Raw genomic sequence first — 19,775 nt, 5'->3', positions numbered from 1 at the left:
TATTAGATATTGACTTGGAGATATAATGTAATGGGAATAAAAAGATTGGAAGAATTGTTTCCGAGAGATTTTTTTGAAACAGATTTAATTGGTTTAAGCGAAAAAGAAAAAATAGCTATGAAAACTATTGAAATTAGTAAAGATGATTATTTTATTGATTTAGATAAGATTCTAAATGCATTAAATATTAGTGTACAAAAAGGATTTTATCATAATCATTCTGGTCAGATTGATAGCGAGAATAGAGTTATCTATCTCAATTCAATGGAGCCTGATGTTCGACAAAGATTCACCATTGCACATGAGATAGGACATTATGCTTTAAATCATAGTGGCATTTCTAATAGATTAAAGAATCCAGAAGACATTGCAACTGTTGATATTGCTAAAGAACGTTCTGCAAACCAATTTGCCGCTGAACTACTAATGCCCAAAAAACTAATTGCTCGTTGTATTACTAAATTTCAACAAGATAATAATCTGACTGATGAACAGTTAGTAAATGCTAATGTTGATGAATTTATCGATAGTTTATCATCAATGATGAGAACCTCAAAACAAGCTACAACATTTCGTTTACAAAATTTGGGAGTAATTACATACTAAAATTATGACAAGTAATAATCAAATGTTTTATGATAGCTTAGGATCATTCTTTTGTGGAAAAAGTACCGAAGATACTATAAAAAAGCTAAATAGCCAGATTTATAATGACACTGATATAACTATAAAACTTGGTGCAACGAATTCTATAGATAATCAAAATGAAGATTCTAAGTATGGTCCATTTTGTTATAAGATTGTTTCATTATATTCTAAGGGAGCGGATGAAGAGATTAATAGTTTTGTGTCAGAGTTGAATACAAAATTAAAAAAATCAGGTACTAATGCTGGTTACAATGAAAAAGGAAATCACTGGTCAATTTTTTATTTACTTAAAGAACTGATTTCTAAATTTGAGCAGTGTGAGTATAATTTTTTTAGAGGTCAAACTGAGTCATGGCCGACTATTCCTGCCTTATTTAGAAAAAAAGTCAATAAGGACAGTAAGTTCTATTATGAACTCTTTGAGCAATTATACAAGCAAGTGAGTCAAGAATATCCAGATAGAGTCGAATATCATTCTATCGATGAAGATTTGGATGTTAGAGCAGATCAGTTGGCTAAATTACAACATTATGAACTTCCAACAAGCCTTTTGGATATTACAGATAACCCATTCGTTGCTCTATTGTTTTTATCAAATTCTGGAAATAGAATTATTAAAAAACCAAAATTCGAAGCGTTTAAAATGAGTATAGAGGAACATTCTAAGAGCAGTTTGTTAACATTTGTTAGAAAAGGACATGATAATCAAAGAATTAGAGCTCAACATGGTGCATTCATAAATTATGATAAATTGAGTAAATATACTCACTTTACTAAAGATGAAATAAAAATTAGTGAAGAGTTTCGAAGAATCCCAAGAGTGTCGATTACAATAGAGTTCTCTAAAAAAGAAACGGAAGAACTTTTAAAAAATGAAGAGGAATTAATTTCTAAAGTTAAAGAAGAAGGATATTTTTTTTCTAAGGAAGATATAGAAAAAGTACGAGAAGGTAAAACAACACTAGATGATATTATGGGAGGGACACTATTAGAAAATTTCACTCCTACCCAAAAATATTCAAAGGCAAATATCGAAGCTGTTAAAAAAAGTCTGGAAGCTAAAGATTTTGAAGAAAAATATTATAAAGTAATACAAGAGGAGTTAATTCGTAAGTTGGGAGAATATGGTTACTTTTCACACGCATTATTCCCAGATTTTGGAGATTATTTAGGATATCTCTCTAAAAACTTTGTAGACGTATCGGATGATAAAAAAGATGAGACTAAAATTGATCCTAGTAAATTGAGTGACGATTAAACAATTTAGAAAGCAGCTAATTCTACAAGTTCGCACCGCTCTGAGAAGTAGGGCATTGAGCCTAATTTTCATCTATAATCGGCATCGAATTCATCTGGATTGATACCGAAAACCCACAAAGCGATGCCATTGGCTGGGTAGCAAAGAAATAAAAAGTCCTGCCACTTTCTCCCATTTAACCTTTGACTATTCCGCAAAATTATCGTACAATAAAGAGTACATGATAAAATGAGGTCAGAGTCTGTTCGCTCTGGCGATAGTAGTAAAAATGAGGAGAAACGCTTTGGAATTAGAAGTATTTGCTGGGCAAGAAAAAAGTGAACTATCTATGATTGAGGTAGCGCGTGCTATCTTGGAACTTCGTGGTCGCGATCATGAGATGCATTTTAGCGATCTTGTAAATGAAATTCAAAACTACCTTGGAACATCAAACAGCGATATCCGTGAAGCTTTACCTTTGTTCTACACAGAGTTGAACTTTGACGGTAGCTTCATCTCTCTTGGGGACAACAAATGGGGTCTTCGTTCATGGTATGGTGTGGACGAAATCGACGAAGAAATCATCGCTCTTGAAGAAAGTGACGACGACGAAGTGGCACCAAAAGCTAAGAAAAAACGTGTCAATGCCTTCATGGATGGTGATTCAGATGCCATTGACTACAATGCCGATGATCCCGAAGACGAGGATGCATACGAAGCAGATCCAGCTCTTTCATACGATGATGAAAATCCAGATGATGAGAAAAATGAAGTGGAAGCTTACGATGCGGAAATCAACGAGATCGCCCCTGATGACTTGGGTGAAGACGTGGATCTTAATGAAGAAGACGATGAGTTTTCAGACGATGACACTGAAACGAGTGAAGAAGAGTAAAAGACTTAACAGAGGAGATCACCTGATCACCTTTTTGTCGCTTGGGTAGAGTAGTTGAGTGATACATCCGTTTGGATGTGGATCTTTAGTTGGTTTTCTGAAAACAATCTTCTTTTTCCTGTTTTACCAATTCGGGTTGACAAATGTTCTGCTTTAAGGTATCATATTGTTCGGGCACCTCTTTTAGAGGTCGGGGCTCCCTAGTTACTAGGGAGCTATTTTTGTTTTTCAGGAAGTTTTCTTGAGAAGTCGTTATTCATAAGGGTCTTGTTTTCTATGTCCCCTCGTAGTTAACAAGGCCTTGAGCATTTTAGAAAGAGGAATCTATGTCTACGAAATATATTTTTGTAACTGGTGGTGTGGTATCGTCTATTGGGAAAGGGATTGTCGCAGCAAGTCTGGGTCGTCTCTTAAAAAATCGTGGTCTCAAAGTAACCATTCAAAAGTTTGACCCTTATATCAATATCGATCCGGGAACCATGAGTCCTTACCAGCATGGGGAAGTCTTTGTGACAGATGATGGGGCTGAGACAGATTTGGACTTGGGTCACTATGAACGTTTCATCGATATCAATCTCAACAAATATTCCAACGTGACAACTGGTAAAATTTACAGTGAAGTTCTTCGTAAGGAACGCCGTGGAGAATACCTTGGGGCAACTGTCCAAGTCATTCCTCATATCACAGATGCTTTGAAAGAAAAAATCAAGCGTGCCGCTGTAACGACAGACTCGGATGTCATTATCACAGAGGTTGGTGGAACTGTCGGGGATATCGAATCCTTGCCATTCCTAGAGGCCCTTCGTCAGATGAAGGCAGATGTGGGTGCAGATAACGTCATGTACATCCATACAACCTTGCTTCCTTATCTCAAGGCTGCTGGTGAGATGAAGACCAAGCCGACTCAGCATTCTGTAAAAGAATTACGTGGGTTGGGAATCCAGCCAAATATGTTGGTCATTCGTACAGAAAAACCAGCTGGTCAAGGAATTAAAAATAAACTAGCTCAGTTCTGTGACGTAGCACCAGAAGCTGTTATCGAGTCTTTGGATGTCGAACACCTTTACCAAATTCCATTGAACTTGCAGGCGCAAGGTATGGACCAAATTGTCTGTGACCATTTGAAACTAGATGCACCAGCGGCGGATATGACAGAGTGGTCAGCCATGGTGGACAAGGTCATGAACCTGAAAAAACAAGTTAAAATTTCCCTTGTCGGTAAGTATGTGGAGTTGCAAGATGCCTACATCTCTGTGGTCGAAGCCTTGAAACACTCTGGGTATGCCAACGACGCAGAAGTGAAGATTAATTGGATCAATGCCAATGATGTGACAGCAGAGAATGTAGCAGCACTCTTGTCTGATGCGGACGGGATTATCGTACCAGGCGGTTTCGGTCAACGTGGTACGGAAGGGAAAATCCAAGCCATCCGTTATGCGCGTGAGAATGATGTTCCAATGTTGGGTGTCTGCTTGGGAATGCAGTTGACCTGTATCGAGTTTGCTCGTCACGTTTTAGGACTTGAAGGTGCCAATTCTGCAGAACTTGCACCAGAAACAAAATACCCTATCATTGATATCATGCGTGATCAGATTGATGTTGAGGATATGGGTGGGACCCTTCGTTTGGGACTTTATCCATCTAAGTTGAAACGTGGCTCTAAGGCGGCTGCAGCTTATCATGATCAAGAAGTAGTGCAACGTCGTCACCGTCACCGTTATGAGTTTAACAATGCCTTTCGTGAACAGTTTGAGGCAGCAGGTTTTGTCTTTTCAGGAGTTTCTCCAGACAATCGTTTGGTAGAAATTGTGGAAATTCCTGAAAATAAATTCTTCGTGGCTTGTCAGTATCACCCTGAACTTTCCAGCCGTCCAAACCGTCCAGAGGAACTCTACACAGCCTTTGTTACTGCAGCAGTTGAGAATAGTAACTAGTTATCCTCTAATCTCTGAGAGCAATCTCAGAGGTTTCTTCTAGCATATTTAGGATAAGATTTGCAAAAAAAATAGATAGTGATATAATTAATATAATAATTCCTAAGGAGGATATACAATGAAAAAAATCACACTATTTTGTTTGTCTCTAGCAGGTTTAGCTTTACTGGCTTTCCCTCATTCAGGAAAAGCATTCGAATTGGAAGAAGAATGGGTTATTAAGGGTGGGGTTAAGTATCAAGATGGCAAAATTCTTCGATTTAATAATGGCCATGAAGTAGATATCAAAGTCTTGGATTTGCCAAAAACTGAGAAAGTCGAGTGGACGGTCAGTCTCAATGGTCAAGATCAGACAGTCAATTTCCTAGGTCAAGAAAAGGACAAGTCTATGGTCGGTACAGAGGGGCGTTACCTGAATTTCTACGTACCTTATGGCTATAGAGGAGATATCAAGGTCGAGGCCAAGAGTGGAAATGAAGTAAAGACCTGGTCCACTAAAGTGGTAGATGATGTATATAATGGTGAGAAAAGTGGCTACTACCGTATTGAAGAATCAAAAGACCATTACACCTACCTTGATACAAAATGGGACTATCAAACCAAGACCTACACTGCTACCTTACCAGAGACTATCAATGGTCAAAAAGTTTATGCTTGGAAAGACCATGACAATGGTGAGTTAAAACTTACAAAACCAGAATCTATCAGTCATTCCTACAAGGGGGGAGGAGTCTTCCGAGAACTTTATCCGATTGTAAAAGCAGAAAGCTGGCTAAAATCAGACCAAAATTGGTACTATCAAAAACAAGGCCAACTAGTTCAAAATGCTTGGGTTAAAGACAATGGAACTTGGTACTTTATGAATGATAAAGGGATTATGTTTAATCAAACTTGGCTCTATCAAGGTGGCAAATGGTATGCCTTTAAATCATCAGGAGCTATGATTGCTAGTGATTGGCTTTACGACCAAGGCAAGTGGTACAATTTATCAACTTCAGGCTCTATGAAAGCAAGCACTTGGATTTTTGACAAGGGAGAATGGTATTATGTAAGTTCTTCTGGTGCCATGATTGCGAATGATTGGGTCAAAGACAATGGTAAGTGGTATTATCTAGCTTCATCAGGTAAGATGCTTCGCAATACCTACACACCAGATGGCTACTACGTTGGCAACTCAGGTGCCTGGCAATAAGAATAATACTCTTCGAAAATCTCTTCAAACCACGTCAGCATTGCCTTACCGTACTCAAGTACAGCTTGCGGCTAGTTTCCTAGTTTGCTCTTTGAGTATAAGAAGTCCTTTTCCTTTAAGGAAGGGGCTTTTTACTTGCTTTTCTGCGGCTTCCCTATTTGTCCTAGAGCCCTTTTTGTGTTACAATGAATGGTATGAAAGCTAAGAAATTATGGATGACTGGCTTGACAGTGGCTGGTCTAAGTGCCCTCGCTTTGGGTGCCAAAAAAGCAGCAGATAACCACAAACTCATGAAGACTCAAGAAGAGTTGACCGCTATCGTGCGCGAACTTTTCTCAGATATGGGTGAGATTGCGACTCTCTATGTTCAAGTCTACGAAAGTAGTCTAGAGCGACTCGTCGGAGGAGTCATTTTCGAGGATGGTCGTTACTATACCTTTGTCTATGAAAATGAAGACCTAGTCTATGAGGAGGAAGTCTTATGATAACTCCTAGTAGTATAGAAGAGCTCGCAGGTTTTGTCGAGCAAGATGGCAAGAAGGTTTTCCTTTTTGTAGCGGACTGGTGTGGCGATTGTCGTTATATCTATCCTGCCTTGCCAGAGATTGAGGAGGCCAATCCAGAGTTCACCTTTATTCGAGTGGACCGAGACCAGTACATGGATCTGGCCAAACTCTGGGATGTTTACGGGATTCCTAGCCTTGTTGTGCTAGAAAAGGACAAGGAAATCGGCCGATTTGTCAATCGCGACCGTAAAAGCAAGCAACAAATTAACGACTTTTTAGCAGGACTGAAATAGGAGAAAAAGGAAAGAATGATTTTTACATATAACAAAGAGCATGTTGGAGATGTCCTTATGGTCATCGTGAAAAATAGCGGCGATGCCAAACTGGACGTGGAGCGCAAAGGCAAGGTAGCCCGTGTTTTCCTCAAAGAAAATGGAGAAACAGTAGCTTGGAATATTTTCGACCTTTCAAGTTTGTTTGAAATTGCAGAGCGCGGTCAAGTCTTTTTATCAGATGAACAAGTAGAACGTTTGAACCAAGAGTTGCAGGCGGAAGGTTTTGCAGAGGAAATTGTTAATGACAAGGAACCTAAGTTTGTTGTTGGTGAAATTGTCGAGATGGTAGCCCATCCAGATAGTGACCACCTCAATATCTGTCAAGTAACAGTCGCAAGTGACAAGACAGTGCAAATCGTTGCAGGGGCTCCCAATGCGCGTGTCGGTTTGAAAACCATTGTCGCTCTTCCAGGAGCTATGATGCCAAAAGGCAACCTCATTTTCCCAGGCGAACTTCGTGGCGAAAAGAGTTTTGGGATGATGTGCAGCCCTCGTGAACTTGCCTTGCCAAATGCTCCGCAAAAACGTGGGGTGCTTGAATTATCAGAAGACCAAGTTGTCGGAACTCCGTTTGACCCAGCCAAACACTGGACTGTCTAGGAAATTGTCAGTGCTTGATAGACCAGATAGAGGGAGATAAGATGCCAAAAAATGTAGTAATTACAGGAGCGACCTCAGGAATCGGAGAAGCGATTGCGCGTGCTTATCTGGAGCAGGGGGAGAATGTCGTTCTAACAGGGCGACGGACAGACAGACTAGAGACCCTCAAGTCAGAGTTTGCAGAAACTTTTCCAAATCAAACAGTTTGGACCTTTCCGCTGGATGTCACGGATATGAGCATGGTCAAGAGTGTCTGCTCCGATATTTTAGAAACGATAGGGCAGATTGATATCTTGGTCAATAACGCTGGACTAGCTCTTGGCTTAGCTCCCTATCAAGACTATGAAGAATTGGATATGCTGACCATGTTGGATACCAATGTCAAGGGTTTGATGGCAGTCACTCGCTCTTTCTTGCCTTCCATGGTTGCGGCAAATCAAGGTCATATTATCAATATGGGATCGACCGCAGGAATCTATGCCTATGCTGGGGCAGCAGTTTATTCAGCCACCAAGGCAGCAGTTAAGACTTTTTCAGATGGACTGCGAATTGATACCATCGCAACGGATATCAAGGTGACTACCATTCAACCAGGGATTGTCGAAACAGATTTCTCTACAGTTCGTTTTCATGGTGACAAAGAGCGGGCTGCTACCGTCTATCAGGGAATTGAGGCCTTGCAAGCTCAGGATATTGCAGATACAGTGGTCTATGTGACCAGTCAGCCTCGTCGTGTGCAGATTACAGATATGACTATTATGGCCAATCAACAGGCGACTGGATTTATGGTTCATAAAAAGTAAAAAATTTTCCTCGAAAGTTACAAATTTCTGTAACTTTTTTTGATTTCCTGCGAATAGATAAGTAGGAGGAAGAAAATATGTATAATAAAGTTATCATGATCGGGCGCTTGACGTCTACACCAGAATTGCACAAAACCAACAATGACAAGTCAGTAGCGCGAGCGACTATTGCTGTGAACCGTCGTTACAAAGACCAAAATGGGGAACGTGAAGCTGATTTTGTCAATTTGGTTCTTTGGGGGAAATTGGCTGAAACCTTGGCAAGCTACGCAACTAAAGGTAGTCTTATATCTGTGGATGGAGAACTTCGTACCCGTCGCTTTGAGAAAAATGGCCAGATGAACTATGTGACTGAAGTTCTTGTGACAGGATTCCAACTTTTGGAAAGTCGTGCCCAACGAGCCATGCGTGAAAATAATGCCGGACAGGATTTGGCAGATTTGGTTTTGGAAGAGGAGGAATTGCCATTTTAATACTCTTCGAAAATCTCTTCAAACAACGTCAGCTTCACCTTGCCGTAGGTATAGGTAACTGACTTCGTCAGTCCTATCTACAACCTAAAAACTGTATTTTTAGCAGCCTGCGTCTAGCTTCCTAGTTTGCACTTTGATTTTCATTGAGTATAAACATTAAAAAGTCTGAGTTGGTCTCAGGCTTTTTATCTTGAGAAAGTCAGACTTTTTTCTTGACTATTTCTGACCAAGTGATACAATAGAATTATGAATTAGCACTCAGATATAAAGAGTGCTAATAATATGTATTTCATCATGGAGGAAAACAGATGTTGAAACCATTAGGAGACCGTGTGGTCTTGAAAATCGAAGAAAAAGAACAAACTGTTGGAGGCTTTGTCCTTGCAGGATCAGCCCAAGAAAAAACAAAAACAGCCCAAGTTGTAGCTACTGGACAAGGTGTTCGTACTTTGAACGGTGACTTGGTTGCTCCAAGCGTGAAGCCTGGAGACCGTGTTTTAGTGGAAGCCCATGCAGGCATTGATGTCAAAGATGGCGATGAAAAGTATATCATCGTAGGCGAAGCCAACATCTTGGCGATCATTGAAGAATAGAAGGAGAAAGTAAGTATGTCAAAAGAAATTAAATTTTCATCTGATGCTCGTTCAGCTATGGTCCGTGGTGTCGATATCCTTGCGGACACAGTTAAAGTAACCTTGGGACCAAAAGGTCGTAATGTCGTTCTTGAAAAATCATTTGGCTCACCATTGATTACCAATGACGGTGTTACTATTGCTAAAGAAATTGAATTAGAAGACCATTTTGAAAATATGGGTGCCAAATTGGTATCAGAAGTAGCTTCAAAAACCAATGATATCGCAGGTGACGGGACAACTACTGCAACTGTTTTGACCCAAGCGATCGTCCGCGAAGGAATCAAAAACGTTACTGCAGGTGCTAATCCAATCGGCATTCGTCGTGGGATTGAAGCAGCGGTTGCCGCAGCAGTAGAAGCTTTGAAAAACAATGCCATCCCTGTTGCCAATAAAGAAGCCATCGCTCAGGTTGCCAGTGTATCTTCTCGTTCTGAAAAAGTTGGCGAGTACATTTCTGAAGCTATGGAAAAAGTTGGTAAAGACGGAGTCATTACTATTGAAGAGTCACGTGGTATGGAAACAGAGCTCGAAGTCGTGGAAGGAATGCAGTTTGACCGTGGTTACCTATCACAGTACATGGTGACAGATAGCGAAAAAATGGTGGCTGACCTTGAAAATCCATACATTTTGATTACCGACAAGAAGATCTCAAATATCCAAGAAATCTTGCCACTTCTAGAAAGCATTCTCCAAAGCAACCGTCCGCTCTTGATTATTGCGGATGATGTAGATGGCGAAGCTCTTCCAACTCTTGTATTGAACAAGATTCGTGGAACATTCAATGTCGTAGCTGTCAAGGCCCCTGGCTTCGGTGACCGTCGCAAAGCGATGCTTGAAGACATCGCTATCTTGACAGGAGGAACAGTCATCACAGAAGATCTTGGCCTTGAGTTGAAAGATGCGACTATTGAGGCGCTTGGTCAAGCAGCGAGAGTAACTGTGGACAAAGATAGCACTGTTATCGTAGAAGGTGCTGGAAATCCTGAAGCTATTTCTCACCGTGTTGCGGTTATCAAGTCACAAATCGAAACCACAACTTCTGAATTCGACCGTGAAAAACTCCAAGAACGCTTGGCTAAATTGTCAGGTGGTGTCGCAGTCATCAAGGTCGGAGCTGCAACTGAAACTGAGTTGAAAGAAATGAAACTCCGCATTGAAGATGCCCTCAACGCTACTCGTGCAGCCGTTGAAGAAGGAATTGTTGCAGGTGGTGGAACAGCTCTTGTAAATGTCATCCCAGCCGTAGCTGATTTGGAATTGACAGGAGATGAAGCAACAGGACGCAATATTGTTCTCCGTGCCTTGGAAGAACCTGTTCGTCAAATTGCTCACAATGCAGGATTCGAAGGGTCTATCGTTATTGACCGCTTGAAAAATGCGGAAGTTGGTACAGGCTTCAACGCAGCGACTGGCGAGTGGGTCAACATGATTGATCAAGGAATCATTGACCCAGTGAAAGTGAGCCGTTCAGCCCTTCAAAATGCAGCATCTGTAGCCAGCTTGATTTTGACAACAGAAGCAGTCGTAGCCAATAAACCGGAACCAGTAGCCCCAGCTCCAGCCATGGATCCAAGTATGATGGGTGGGATGATGTAAGCTTTCTATACTAAGCAATTCATAAGAAACACAAAAGGAGGGAATGTTTATCCTTCCTTTTTATGATATTCGCTTCTAAATAGATTTGAGCTCTCCTAACTTATATGATAAAATAAGACTAGTAAAAGGAGAAGAACATGATTGATGTAGAAGAAATTCTGAGCAAGATGAATCCCAATCAGAAGATTAATTATGACCGTGTTATGCAGAAAATGGTTCAGGTTTGGGAGAAAAATGAGCAACGTCCCACTATTCTCATGCATGTTTGCTGTGCTCCTTGTAGTACCTACACCCTAGAGTACCTGACAAAATACGCTGATGTGACCATCTATTTTGCCAATTCCAATATCCATCCCAAGGCAGAATACCACAAGCGGGCTTACGTCACCAAGAAATTTGTCAGTGATTTCAATGAGCGGACAGGAAATACGGTTCAATACCTAGAAGCGCCTTATGAACCCAATGAATACCGGAAGTTAGTCAGAGGACTGGAAGAAGAACCCGAAGGTGGTGATCGTTGCAAGGTTTGTTTCGACTACCGTCTGGACAAAACAGCGCAAGTAGCTATGGACTTGGGCTTTGACTACTTTGGTTCAGCCTTGACCATCAGTCCCCATAAGAATTCTCAAACCATCAACAGCATCGGAATCGATGTGCAAAAGATTTATACCACCCACTATCTTCCAAGTGATTTCAAGAAAAATCAAGGCTACAAGCGCTCGGTAGAGATGTGCGAGGAGTATGATATCTATCGTCAATGTTATTGTGGATGCGTTTATGCGGCCCAAGCCCAGAATATTGATCTGGTCCAGGTTAAGAAGGATGCCACGGCTTTCTTGTTGGATAAGGATGTTGAAAAAGACTATTCCCACATCAAGTTTACTGTTACTAAATTAGATATATAGAAATCAACCCAGCTGAAAAGCTGGGTTTTTCAAATAAAAAACCAGGGCTCTCACCCCAGTTTGACAACTTTACCGATTCTTTAGTTCTATGTAGCGTTTGTACCAAATGTTGACATAGGCCTCTGAGAAAGGACCGCGTCCATTGTTAATCCAATCAACAAGGATTTTAACATGCTCTTTCAAAATATAGTCTAAATCATCAGAATACTTCATTTTGCGTTTATGGCGCTCATACTCCTCAACGTCTAAGAGACGCTTTTCACCATCAGTGAAGACCTTGACATCCAAATCATAATCAATGTATTTCAGGGCTTCCTCATCTAGATAGTAGGGGCTAGCCATATTGCAATAGTAGGAAATTCCATTATCGCGAATCATAGCAATGATATTAAACCAATATTTTTTGTGAAAGTAAACAATAGCCGGTTCTCGAGTCACCCAACGACGACCGTCACTTTCGGTAACAAGTGTGTGGTCGTTGACGCCGATAATGGCGTTCTCTGTTGTTTTTAGTACCATGGTGTCCCGCCAAGTGCGGTGGAGACTCCCATCATGCTTATAACTTTGAATTGTAATAAAGTCGCCTTCTTTTGGAAGTTTCATAACTAACCAACTTTCTACAATTTATAAGTTTATCGTTTACTATTATATCATAAATTGGTTTATTTTTTTTGAATTTTACACGAAAATATTAAAGATATTCTCTGAGAGCGCTGGCTATATCCGAAAAATCATAGCCTTTTCTAGCTAAAACTTGGGTCAAACGTTGCTTTAGTTCGTATCCTTCATATTTGCGAGCGTACTTAGTATATTGTTTGTCTAACTCTTTAAAAATGAGCTCCTGAGTCGTTTCTTGGTCAACTTGACTGTCCAAGTCATCAAATGCACTTTTAGCATCGGCATAGGAGAAGCCCTTGTTGGTCAGATTTTGGATAATCTTTTCTTGCAAGGCACGAGCTGGAAGTTTTCCCTCATATTTTTTCAATAGTTTATTGGCTACACGATGAGCAACTTCTGAAAAATCAAATTCTTTCAAGATCTCTTCTATATTAGATTTTGAAATCCCCTTTTGTGCTAGTTTCTGAGTCAGTACATAAGGCCCCTTATCTCCAGAAAGTTGATTTGCATTGATAATGGAATAAGCATACTGACGATCATTAATCCAGTTTTCATCTTTAAGGTTAGCGATAACTTGACTAGCTATTGTATCTTCAATATCATACTTTTTCAGATACTCTCGCACTTCCTTTTCGGTACGGGCTTTGAAGGATAGATGGTAGAGAGCAAGATTTTTACCATAAGAAAACTGGGCAAAGCACTGAATCTCGGCAAGTTCCTCTTTGCTAATGACCTTATCTCGAGACAGCATAAAACGGACAATGGTATCTTCAGTGATATAAAAGGTTTGCTGATGATCTAGCTCCATCAAGTAGAGGCGTTTTTTCTTTTCAAGTTTTGTGATTTTCATAGTTCTATTATACCCTAAAATGTGATAAGATAGGGGTATGAATCTGAAAGTCAAACAAAAAATACCTTTAAAAATCAAGCGTATGGGCATTAATGGTGAGGGAATCGGTTTTTATCAGAAAACCCTCGTTTTTGTGCCTGGCGCCCTCAAGGGAGAAGATATCTATTGTCAGGTTACTTCTATTAAACGCAACTTTGTTGAAGCCAAATTACTAAAAGTTAATAAGAAGTCTAAATTTCGAGTTGTACCAGCATGTACGATTTATAATGAATGCGGTGGTTGCCAAATCATGCATCTTCACTATAATAAACAATTAGAGTTTAAAACAGACTTACTTTATCAAGCTCTGAAGAAATTCGCCCCAGAAGGATATGAAAACTTTGAAATTCGTCCAACTATCGGAATGCAGGAACCAAAGTACTATCGTGCTAAGTTGCAATTTCAGACCCGAAAATTTAACAATCAGGTCAAGGCAGGTTTGTATGCGCAAAACTCTCATTACCTCGTAGAGTTGAAAGACTGTTTGGTGCAAGATAAGGAAACCCAAGTGATAGCGAATCGCCTAGCTGAACTTCTGACTTACCACCAAATTCCAATTACAGATGAGAGAAAAACGCTTGGTGTTCGCACTATCATGATACGTAGAGCAAGAAAAACGGGGCAAGTTCAGATAATCATTGTCACGAATCGCCAGCTTAATTTGAATCAACTAGTCAAAGACCTAGTCAATGATTTTCCAGAAGTTGTCACGGTTGCTGTCAATACAAATACAGCAAAAACAAGTGAAATCTATGGTGAAAAGACGGAAATTATCTGGGGCCAAGAGAGTATTCAAGAAGGAGTACTCGACTATGAGTTTTCTCTCTCGCCCCGAGCTTTTTATCAGCTTAATCCTGAGCAGACAGAAATTCTCTATGGAGAAGCAGTCAAGGCTCTGGATGTTAGCAAAGAAGATCATTTGATTGATGCTTATTGTGGAGTCGGGACAATTGGGTTCGCATTCGCGAAGAAGGTCAAGAGTCTCAGAGGGATGGATATTATTCCAGAAGCCATTGAAGATGCCAAGCGAAATGCTAAAAAAATGGGATTTGACAATACCCATTACGAAGCTGGTACAGCTGAAGAGATTATTCCCCGCTGGTATCAAGAGGGATATAGGGCCGATGCCCTAATAGTCGACCCTCCTCGAACGGGATTAGATGACAAGTTATTAGATGCCATCCTAACCTATGTACCGGAAAAAATGGTTTATGTTTCTTGCAATGTTTCGACCTTGGCGCGAGATTTGGTTAAACTGGTAAAAGTTTATGATCTCCAGTATATCCAGTCAGTTGATATGTTTCCCCACACTGCACGGACAGAAGCAGTCGTGAAGTTGATTAAGAAGAGTGTAAAATAAGGTATCCGGTTATAAAAGATAGATGCTAAAATAAAAAAATGAAGCTATTCTCAAAAAGTTCTTGACAAAGTAGGGAAAGTAGGTATAATAGAAAGAGTTGAAAAGCTCAGGTCCGTTGGTCAAGGGGTTAAGACACCGCCTTTTCACGGCGGTAACACGGGTTCGAATCCCGTACGGACTATGGTATATTGCGGATGGAACACTTGATGAAAAAAGTTCAAAAAAGTTTCAAAAAACTGTTGACAGAGAGAGTTAGCTGTGATATACTAATATAGTTGTCGCTTGAGAGAGATTGAGTGACAAAGACCTTTGAAAACTGAACAAGACGAACCAATGTGCAGGGCACTACAACTAATGTTGTAGTACTGAACAATGAAAAAAACAATAAATCTGTCAGTGACAGAAATGAGTGAGAACTCAAACTTTTAATGAGAGTTTGATCCTGGCTCAGGACGAACGCTGGCGGCGTGCCTAATACATGCAAGTAGAACGCTGAAGCTTGGTGCTTGCACCGAGCGGATGAGTTGCGAACGGGTGAGTAACGCGTAGGTAACCTGCCTGGTAGCGGGGGATAACTATTGGAAACGATAGCTAATACCGCATAAAATGGATTATCGCATGATAATCGATTGAAAGGTGCAAATGCATCACTACCAGATGGACCTGCGTTGTATTAGCTAGTTGGTGGGGTAACGGCTCACCAAGGCGACGATACATAGCCGACCTGAGAGGGTGATCGGCCACACTGGGACTGAGACACGGCCCAGACTCCTACGGGAGGCAGCAGTAGGGAATCTTCGGCAATGGACGGAAGTCTGACCGAGCAACGCCGCGTGAGTGAAGAAGGTTTTCGGATCGTAAAGCTCTGTTGTAAGAGAAGAACGAGTGTGAGAGTGGAAAGTTCACACTGTGACGGTATCTTACCAGAAAGGGACGGCTAACTACGTGCCAGCAGCCGCGGTAATACGTAGGTCCCGAGCGTTGTCCGGATTTATTGGGCGTAAAGCGAGCGCAGGCGGTTAGATAAGTCTGAAGTTAAAGGCTGTGGCTTAACCATAGTACGCTTTGGAAACTGTTTAACTTGAGTGCAAGAGGGGAGAGTGGAATTCCATGTGTAGCGGTGAAATGCGTAGATATATGGAGGAACACCGGTGGCGAAAGCGGCTCTCTGGCTTGTAACTGACGCTGAGGCTCGAAAGCGTGGGGAGCAAACAGGATTAGATACCCTGGTAGTCCACGCCGTAAACGATGAGTGCTAGGTGTTAGACCCTTTCCGGGGTTTAGTGCCGCAGCTAACGCATTAAGCACTCCGCCTGGGGAGTACGACCGCAAGGTTGAAACTCAAAGGAATTGACGGGGGCCCGCACAAGCGGTGGAGCATGTGGTTTAATTCGAAGCAACGCGAAGAACCTTACCAGGTCTTGACATCCCTCTGACCGCTCTAGAGATAGAGTTTTCCTTCGGGACAGAGGTGACAGGTGGTGCATGGTTGTCGTCAGCTCGTGTCGTGAGATGTTGGGTTAAGTCCCGCAACGAGCGCAACCCCTATTGTTAGTTGCCATCATTCAGTTGGGCACTCTAGCGAGACTGCCGGTAATAAACCGGAGGAAGGTGGGGATGACGTCAAATCATCATGCCCCTTATGACCTGGGCTACACACGTGCTACAATGGCTGGTACAACGAGTCGCAAGCCGGTGACGGCAAGCTAATCTCTTAAAGCCAGTCTCAGTTCGGATTGTAGGCTGCAACTCGCCTACATGAAGTCGGAATCGCTAGTAATCGCGGATCAGCACGCCGCGGTGAATACGTTCCCGGGCCTTGTACACACCGCCCGTCACACCACGAGAGTTTGTAACACCCGAAGTCGGTGAGGTAACCTTTTAGGAGCCAGCCGCCTAAGGTGGGATAGATGATTGGGGTGAAGTCGTAACAAGGTAGCCGTATCGGAAGGTGCGGCTGGATCACCTCCTTTCTAAGGATAAGGAACTGCACATTGGTCTTGTTTAGTCTTGAGAGGTCTTGTGGGGCCTTAGCTCAGCTGGGAGAGCGCCTGCTTTGCACGCAGGAGGTCAGCGGTTCGATCCCGCTAGGCTCCATTGGTGAGAGATCACCAAGTAATGCACATTGAAAATTGAATATCTATATCAAATAGTAACAAGAAAATAAACCGAAACGCTGTAGTATTAAAAGAGTTTATGACTGAAAGGTCAGAAAATAAGGTTAAGTTAATAAGGGCGCACGGTGGATGCCTTGGCACTAGGAGCCGAAGAAGGACGTGACAAACGACGATATGCCTTGGGTAGCTGTAAGTAAGCGATGATCCAGGGATTTCCGAATGGGGGAACCCAACAGGTACTACCTGTTACCCACATCTGTTAAGGATGTGAGGAGGAAGACGCAGTGAACTGAAACATCTAAGTAGCTGCAGGAAGAGAAAGCAAAAGCGATTGCCTTAGTAGCGGCGAGCGAAACGGCAGGAGGGCAAACCGAAGAGTTTACTCTTCGGGGTTGTAGGACTGCAAAGTGGACTCAAAGATTATAGAAGAATGATTTGGGAAGATCAGCCAAAGAGAGTAAGAGCCTCGTATTTAAAATAGTCTTTGTACCTAGCAGTATCCTGAGTACGGCGGGACACGAGAAATCCCGTCGGAATCTGGGAGGACCATCTCCCAACCCTAAATACTCCCTAGTGACCGATAGTGAACCAGTACCGTGAGGGAAAGGTGAAAAGCACCCCGGGAGGGGAGTGAAATAGAACCTGAAACCGTGTGCCTACAACAAGTTCGAGCCCGTTAATGGGTGAGAGCGTGCCTTTTGTAGAATGAACCGGCGAGTTACGATATGATGCGAGGTTAAGTTGAAGAGACGGAGCCGTAGGGAAACCGAGTCTGAATAGGGCGCATTAGTATCATGTCGTAGACCCGAAACCATGTGACCTACCCATGAGCAGGTTGAAGGTGCGGTAAGACGCACTGGAGGACCGAACCAGGGCACGTTGAAAAGTGCTTGGATGACTTGTGGGTAGCGGAGAAATTCCAAACGAACTTGGAGATAGCTGGTTCTCTCCGAAATAGCTTTAGGGCTAGCGTCGACATTAGAGATTCTTGGAGGTAGAGCACTGTTTGGGTGAGGGGTCCATCCCGGATTACCAATCTCAGATAAACTCCGAATGCCAAAGAATTATGGTCGGCAGTCAGACTGCGAGTGCTAAGATCCGTAGTCGAAAGGGAAACAGCCCAGACCACCAGCTAAGGTCCCAAAATAATTGTTAAGTGGAAAAGGATGTGGGGTTGCACAGACAACTAGGATGTTAGCTTAGAAGCAGCTATTCATTCAAAGAGTGCGTAATAGCTCACTAGTCGAGTGACCCTGCGCCGAAAATGTACCGGGGCTAAAACAATTTACCGAAGCTGTGGATACCTTTATAGGTATGGTAGGAGAGCGTTCTATGTGTGGAGAAGGTGTACCGTGAGGAGCGCTGGAACGCATAGAAGTGAGAATGCCGGTATGAGTAGCGAAAGACAGGTGAGAATCCTGTCCACCGTAAGACTAAGGTTTCCAGGGGAAGGCTCGTCCGCCCTGGGTTAGTCGGGACCTAAGGAGAGACCGAAAGGTGTATCCGATGGACAACAGGTTGATATTCCTGTACTAGAGTATGTAGTGATGGAGGGACGCAGTAGGCTAACTAAAGCAGACGAATGGAAGTGTCTGTCTAAGCAGTGAGGTGTGATATGAGTCAAATGCTTATATCTATAACATTGAGCTGTAATGGGGAGCGAAGTTTAGTAGCGAAGTTAGTGACGTCACACTGCCAAGAAAAGCTTCTAGCGTTTAAACATACTCTACCCGTACCGCAAACCGACACAGGTAGTCGAGGCGAGTAGCCTCAGGTGAGCGAGAGAACTCTCGTTAAGGAACTCGGCAAAATGACCCCGTAACTTCGGGAGAAGGGGTGCTGACATATGTCAGCCGCAGTGAATAGGCCCAAGCAACTGTTTATCAAAAACACAGCTCTCTGCTAAATCGTAAGATGATGTATAGGGGGTGACGCCTGCCCGGTGCTGGAAGGTTAAGAGGAGTGCTTAGGAGTAATCCGAAGGTATGAATTGAAGCCCCAGTAAACGGCGGCCGTAACTATAACGGTCCTAAGGTAGCGAAATTCCTTGTCGGGTAAGTTCCGACCCGCACGAAAGGCGTAATGATTTGGGCACTGTCTCAACGAGAGACTCGGTGAAATTTTAGTACCTGTGAAGATGCAGGTTACCCGCGACAGGACGGAAAGACCCCATGGAGCTTTACTGCAGTTTGATATTGAGTGTCTGTACCACATGTACAGGATAGGTAGGAGTCTAAGAGATCGGGACGCCAGTTTCGAAGGAGACGTTGTTGGGATACTACCCTTGTGTTATGGCCACTCTAACCCGGATAGGTGATCCCTATCGGAGACAGTGTCTGACGGGCAGTTTGACTGGGGCGGTCGCCTCCTAAAAGGTAACGGAGGCGCCCAAAGGTTCCCTCAGAATGGTTGGAAATCATTCGCAGAGTGTAAAGGTATAAGGGAGCTTGACTGCGAGAGCAACAACTCGAGCAGGGACGAAAGTCGGGCTTAGTGATCCGGTGGTTCCGTATGGAAGGGCCATCGCTCAACGGATAAAAGCTACCCTGGGGATAACAGGCTTATCTCCCCCAAGAGTTCACATCGACGGGGAGGTTTGGCACCTCGATGTCGGCTCGTCGCATCCTGGGGCTGTAGTCGGTCCCAAGGGTTGGGCTGTTCGCCCATTAAAGCGGCACGCGAGCTGGGTTCAGAACGTCGTGAGACAGTTCGGTCCCTATCCGTCGCGGGCGTAGGAAATTTGAGAGGATCTGCTCCTAGTACGAGAGGACCAGAGTGGACTTACCGCTGGTGTACCAGTTGTCTTGCCAAAGGCATCGCTGGGTAGCTATGTAGGGAAGGGATAAACGCTGAAAGCATCTAAGTGTGAAACCCACCTCAAGATGAGATTTCCCATGATTATATATCAGTAAGAGCCCTGAGAGAAGATCAGGTAGATAGGTTAGAAGTGGAAGTGTGGCGACACATGTAGCGGACTAATACTAATAGCTCGAGGACTTATCCAAAGTAACTGAGGATACGAAGTGTGAGGT

16 protein-coding genes, 2 tRNA genes and 2 rRNA genes are annotated in these 19,775 nt (G+C 42.7%); 18 read left to right on the top strand and 2 right to left on the bottom strand.

The window, feature by feature from the left end; genetic code table 11:
* Positions 1-30: 30 nt before the first annotated feature.
* From STO1_RS07840 to STO1_RS07775, 13 genes are all read left to right on the top strand, one after another.
* Positions 31-606, top strand: coding sequence for an ImmA/IrrE family metallo-endopeptidase (locus STO1_RS07840; RefSeq protein ID WP_096422721.1), 576 nt, complete (start codon positions 31-33; stop codon positions 604-606).
* Between the two features lie 4 nt (positions 607-610).
* Positions 611-1,906 carry an FRG domain-containing protein gene (locus STO1_RS07835; protein ID WP_096422719.1) on the top strand — a complete coding sequence of 432 codons (1,296 nt, stop codon included), beginning with the start codon at positions 611-613 and terminating at the stop codon, positions 1,904-1,906.
* Positions 1,907-2,189: 283 nt separating this feature from the next.
* Positions 2,190-2,780, top strand: a complete 591-nt coding sequence (rpoE, locus tag STO1_RS07825; RefSeq protein WP_000418417.1) for a DNA-directed RNA polymerase subunit delta — start codon at positions 2,190-2,192, stop codon at positions 2,778-2,780.
* Between the two features lie 326 nt (positions 2,781-3,106).
* On the top strand, positions 3,107-4,714 hold the full coding sequence (locus STO1_RS07820; protein WP_096422717.1) for a CTP synthase: 1,608 nt from the start codon (positions 3,107-3,109) through the stop codon (positions 4,712-4,714).
* Between the two features lie 118 nt (positions 4,715-4,832).
* Positions 4,833-5,906: an N-acetylmuramoyl-L-alanine amidase family protein gene (locus STO1_RS07815; RefSeq protein WP_172843651.1), complete on the top strand. Its 1,074-nt coding sequence runs from the start codon at positions 4,833-4,835 to the stop codon at positions 5,904-5,906.
* Between the two features lie 185 nt (positions 5,907-6,091).
* Complete coding sequence (locus STO1_RS07810) at positions 6,092-6,391, top strand: DUF4651 domain-containing protein (RefSeq protein WP_084880108.1); 300 nt, start codon at positions 6,092-6,094, stop codon at positions 6,389-6,391.
* Complete coding sequence (locus STO1_RS07805; RefSeq protein ID WP_096422715.1) at positions 6,388-6,705, top strand: thioredoxin family protein; 318 nt, start codon at positions 6,388-6,390, stop codon at positions 6,703-6,705. Before STO1_RS07810 ends, STO1_RS07805 begins: the two co-directional genes overlap by 4 nt.
* A gap of 15 nt (positions 6,706-6,720) precedes the next feature.
* On the top strand, positions 6,721-7,347 hold the full coding sequence (gene ytpR, locus STO1_RS07800; RefSeq protein ID WP_096422713.1) for a YtpR family tRNA-binding protein: 627 nt from the start codon (positions 6,721-6,723) through the stop codon (positions 7,345-7,347).
* Between the two features lie 41 nt (positions 7,348-7,388).
* Positions 7,389-8,150, top strand: a complete 762-nt coding sequence (locus tag STO1_RS07795) for an SDR family NAD(P)-dependent oxidoreductase (RefSeq protein ID WP_096422711.1) — start codon at positions 7,389-7,391, stop codon at positions 8,148-8,150.
* 77 nt (positions 8,151-8,227) lie between these two features.
* Positions 8,228-8,623, top strand: a complete 396-nt coding sequence (locus STO1_RS07790) for a single-stranded DNA-binding protein (protein WP_000282461.1) — start codon at positions 8,228-8,230, stop codon at positions 8,621-8,623.
* A gap of 308 nt (positions 8,624-8,931) precedes the next feature.
* A complete protein-coding gene (gene groES, locus STO1_RS07785) occupies positions 8,932-9,216 on the top strand; it encodes a co-chaperone GroES (RefSeq protein ID WP_000917326.1) in 285 nt (94 codons plus the stop codon).
* Between the two features lie 15 nt (positions 9,217-9,231).
* On the top strand, positions 9,232-10,854 hold the full coding sequence (groL, locus tag STO1_RS07780; RefSeq protein ID WP_096422709.1) for a chaperonin GroEL: 1,623 nt from the start codon (positions 9,232-9,234) through the stop codon (positions 10,852-10,854).
* Positions 10,855-10,991: 137 nt separating this feature from the next.
* Positions 10,992-11,759, top strand: a complete 768-nt coding sequence (locus tag STO1_RS07775) for an epoxyqueuosine reductase QueH (protein WP_000567567.1) — start codon at positions 10,992-10,994, stop codon at positions 11,757-11,759.
* Positions 11,760-11,828: 69 nt separating this feature from the next.
* Here STO1_RS07775 and STO1_RS07770 read toward each other — a convergent pair whose 3' ends face one another.
* Positions 11,829-12,362: a nucleoside tri-diphosphate phosphatase gene (locus tag STO1_RS07770; protein WP_000775318.1), complete on the bottom strand. Its 534-nt coding sequence runs from the start codon at positions 12,360-12,362 to the stop codon at positions 11,829-11,831.
* 88 nt (positions 12,363-12,450) lie between these two features.
* Positions 12,451-13,227 carry a recombination regulator RecX gene (gene recX / locus STO1_RS07765; protein ID WP_096422707.1) on the bottom strand — a complete coding sequence of 259 codons (777 nt, stop codon included), beginning with the start codon at positions 13,225-13,227 and terminating at the stop codon, positions 12,451-12,453.
* Positions 13,228-13,264: 37 nt separating this feature from the next.
* On the opposite strand from recX, the gene rlmD reads away from it, so the two are divergent.
* The 5 genes from rlmD to STO1_RS07740 all read left to right on the top strand — a co-directional run bounded on the left by rlmD (position 13,265) and on the right by STO1_RS07740 (position 19,748).
* A complete protein-coding gene (rlmD, locus tag STO1_RS07760) occupies positions 13,265-14,626 on the top strand; it encodes a 23S rRNA (uracil(1939)-C(5))-methyltransferase RlmD (RefSeq protein WP_096422705.1) in 1,362 nt (453 codons plus the stop codon).
* Positions 14,627-14,735: 109 nt separating this feature from the next.
* Positions 14,736-14,807, top strand: a tRNA-Glu gene (locus STO1_RS07755).
* A 243-nt stretch (positions 14,808-15,050) separates the two neighbouring features.
* Positions 15,051-16,599, top strand: a 16S ribosomal RNA gene (locus STO1_RS07750).
* Positions 16,600-16,650: 51 nt separating this feature from the next.
* Positions 16,651-16,723: transfer RNA gene (locus tag STO1_RS07745), tRNA-Ala, on the top strand.
* A 122-nt stretch (positions 16,724-16,845) separates the two neighbouring features.
* A 23S ribosomal RNA gene (locus STO1_RS07740) occupies positions 16,846-19,748 on the top strand.
* The 16S and 23S rRNA genes sit together here with 2 tRNA genes alongside, the layout of an rRNA operon.
* The last annotated feature ends 27 nt before the right edge of the window (positions 19,749-19,775 follow it).

It is taken from the genome of Streptococcus oralis subsp. tigurinus (genome assembly GCF_002356415.1).
Classification (GTDB): domain Bacteria; phylum Bacillota; class Bacilli; order Lactobacillales; family Streptococcaceae; genus Streptococcus; species Streptococcus oralis_F.
This window is presented reverse-complemented; position numbering and strand designations above follow the sequence as displayed.

What these genes read in the sequence shown, in the direction of transcription:
- ytpR (WP_096422713.1), top strand. Translation starts at nt 6,721, where the DNA reads ATGATTTTTACATATAACAAAGAGCATGTTGGAGATGTCCTTATGGTC.
- recX (WP_096422707.1), bottom strand. Translation starts at nt 13,227, where the DNA reads ATGAAAATCACAAAACTTGAAAAGAAAAAACGCCTCTACTTGATGGAG.
- STO1_RS07795 (WP_096422711.1), top strand. Translation starts at nt 7,389, where the DNA reads ATGCCAAAAAATGTAGTAATTACAGGAGCGACCTCAGGAATCGGAGAA.
- rlmD (WP_096422705.1), top strand. Translation starts at nt 13,265, where the DNA reads ATGAATCTGAAAGTCAAACAAAAAATACCTTTAAAAATCAAGCGTATG.
- STO1_RS07775 (WP_000567567.1), top strand. Translation starts at nt 10,992, where the DNA reads ATGATTGATGTAGAAGAAATTCTGAGCAAGATGAATCCCAATCAGAAG.
- STO1_RS07810 (WP_084880108.1), top strand. Translation starts at nt 6,092, where the DNA reads ATGAATGGTATGAAAGCTAAGAAATTATGGATGACTGGCTTGACAGTG.
- STO1_RS07840 (WP_096422721.1), top strand. Translation starts at nt 31, where the DNA reads ATGGGAATAAAAAGATTGGAAGAATTGTTTCCGAGAGATTTTTTTGAA.
- groL (WP_096422709.1), top strand. Translation starts at nt 9,232, where the DNA reads ATGTCAAAAGAAATTAAATTTTCATCTGATGCTCGTTCAGCTATGGTC.
- STO1_RS07805 (WP_096422715.1), top strand. Translation starts at nt 6,388, where the DNA reads ATGATAACTCCTAGTAGTATAGAAGAGCTCGCAGGTTTTGTCGAGCAA.
- STO1_RS07835 (WP_096422719.1), top strand. Translation starts at nt 611, where the DNA reads ATGACAAGTAATAATCAAATGTTTTATGATAGCTTAGGATCATTCTTT.
- STO1_RS07815 (WP_172843651.1), top strand. Translation starts at nt 4,833, where the DNA reads ATGAAAAAAATCACACTATTTTGTTTGTCTCTAGCAGGTTTAGCTTTA.
- STO1_RS07790 (WP_000282461.1), top strand. Translation starts at nt 8,228, where the DNA reads ATGTATAATAAAGTTATCATGATCGGGCGCTTGACGTCTACACCAGAA.
- STO1_RS07820 (WP_096422717.1), top strand. Translation starts at nt 3,107, where the DNA reads ATGTCTACGAAATATATTTTTGTAACTGGTGGTGTGGTATCGTCTATT.
- groES (WP_000917326.1), top strand. Translation starts at nt 8,932, where the DNA reads ATGTTGAAACCATTAGGAGACCGTGTGGTCTTGAAAATCGAAGAAAAA.
- STO1_RS07770 (WP_000775318.1), bottom strand. Translation starts at nt 12,362, where the DNA reads ATGAAACTTCCAAAAGAAGGCGACTTTATTACAATTCAAAGTTATAAG.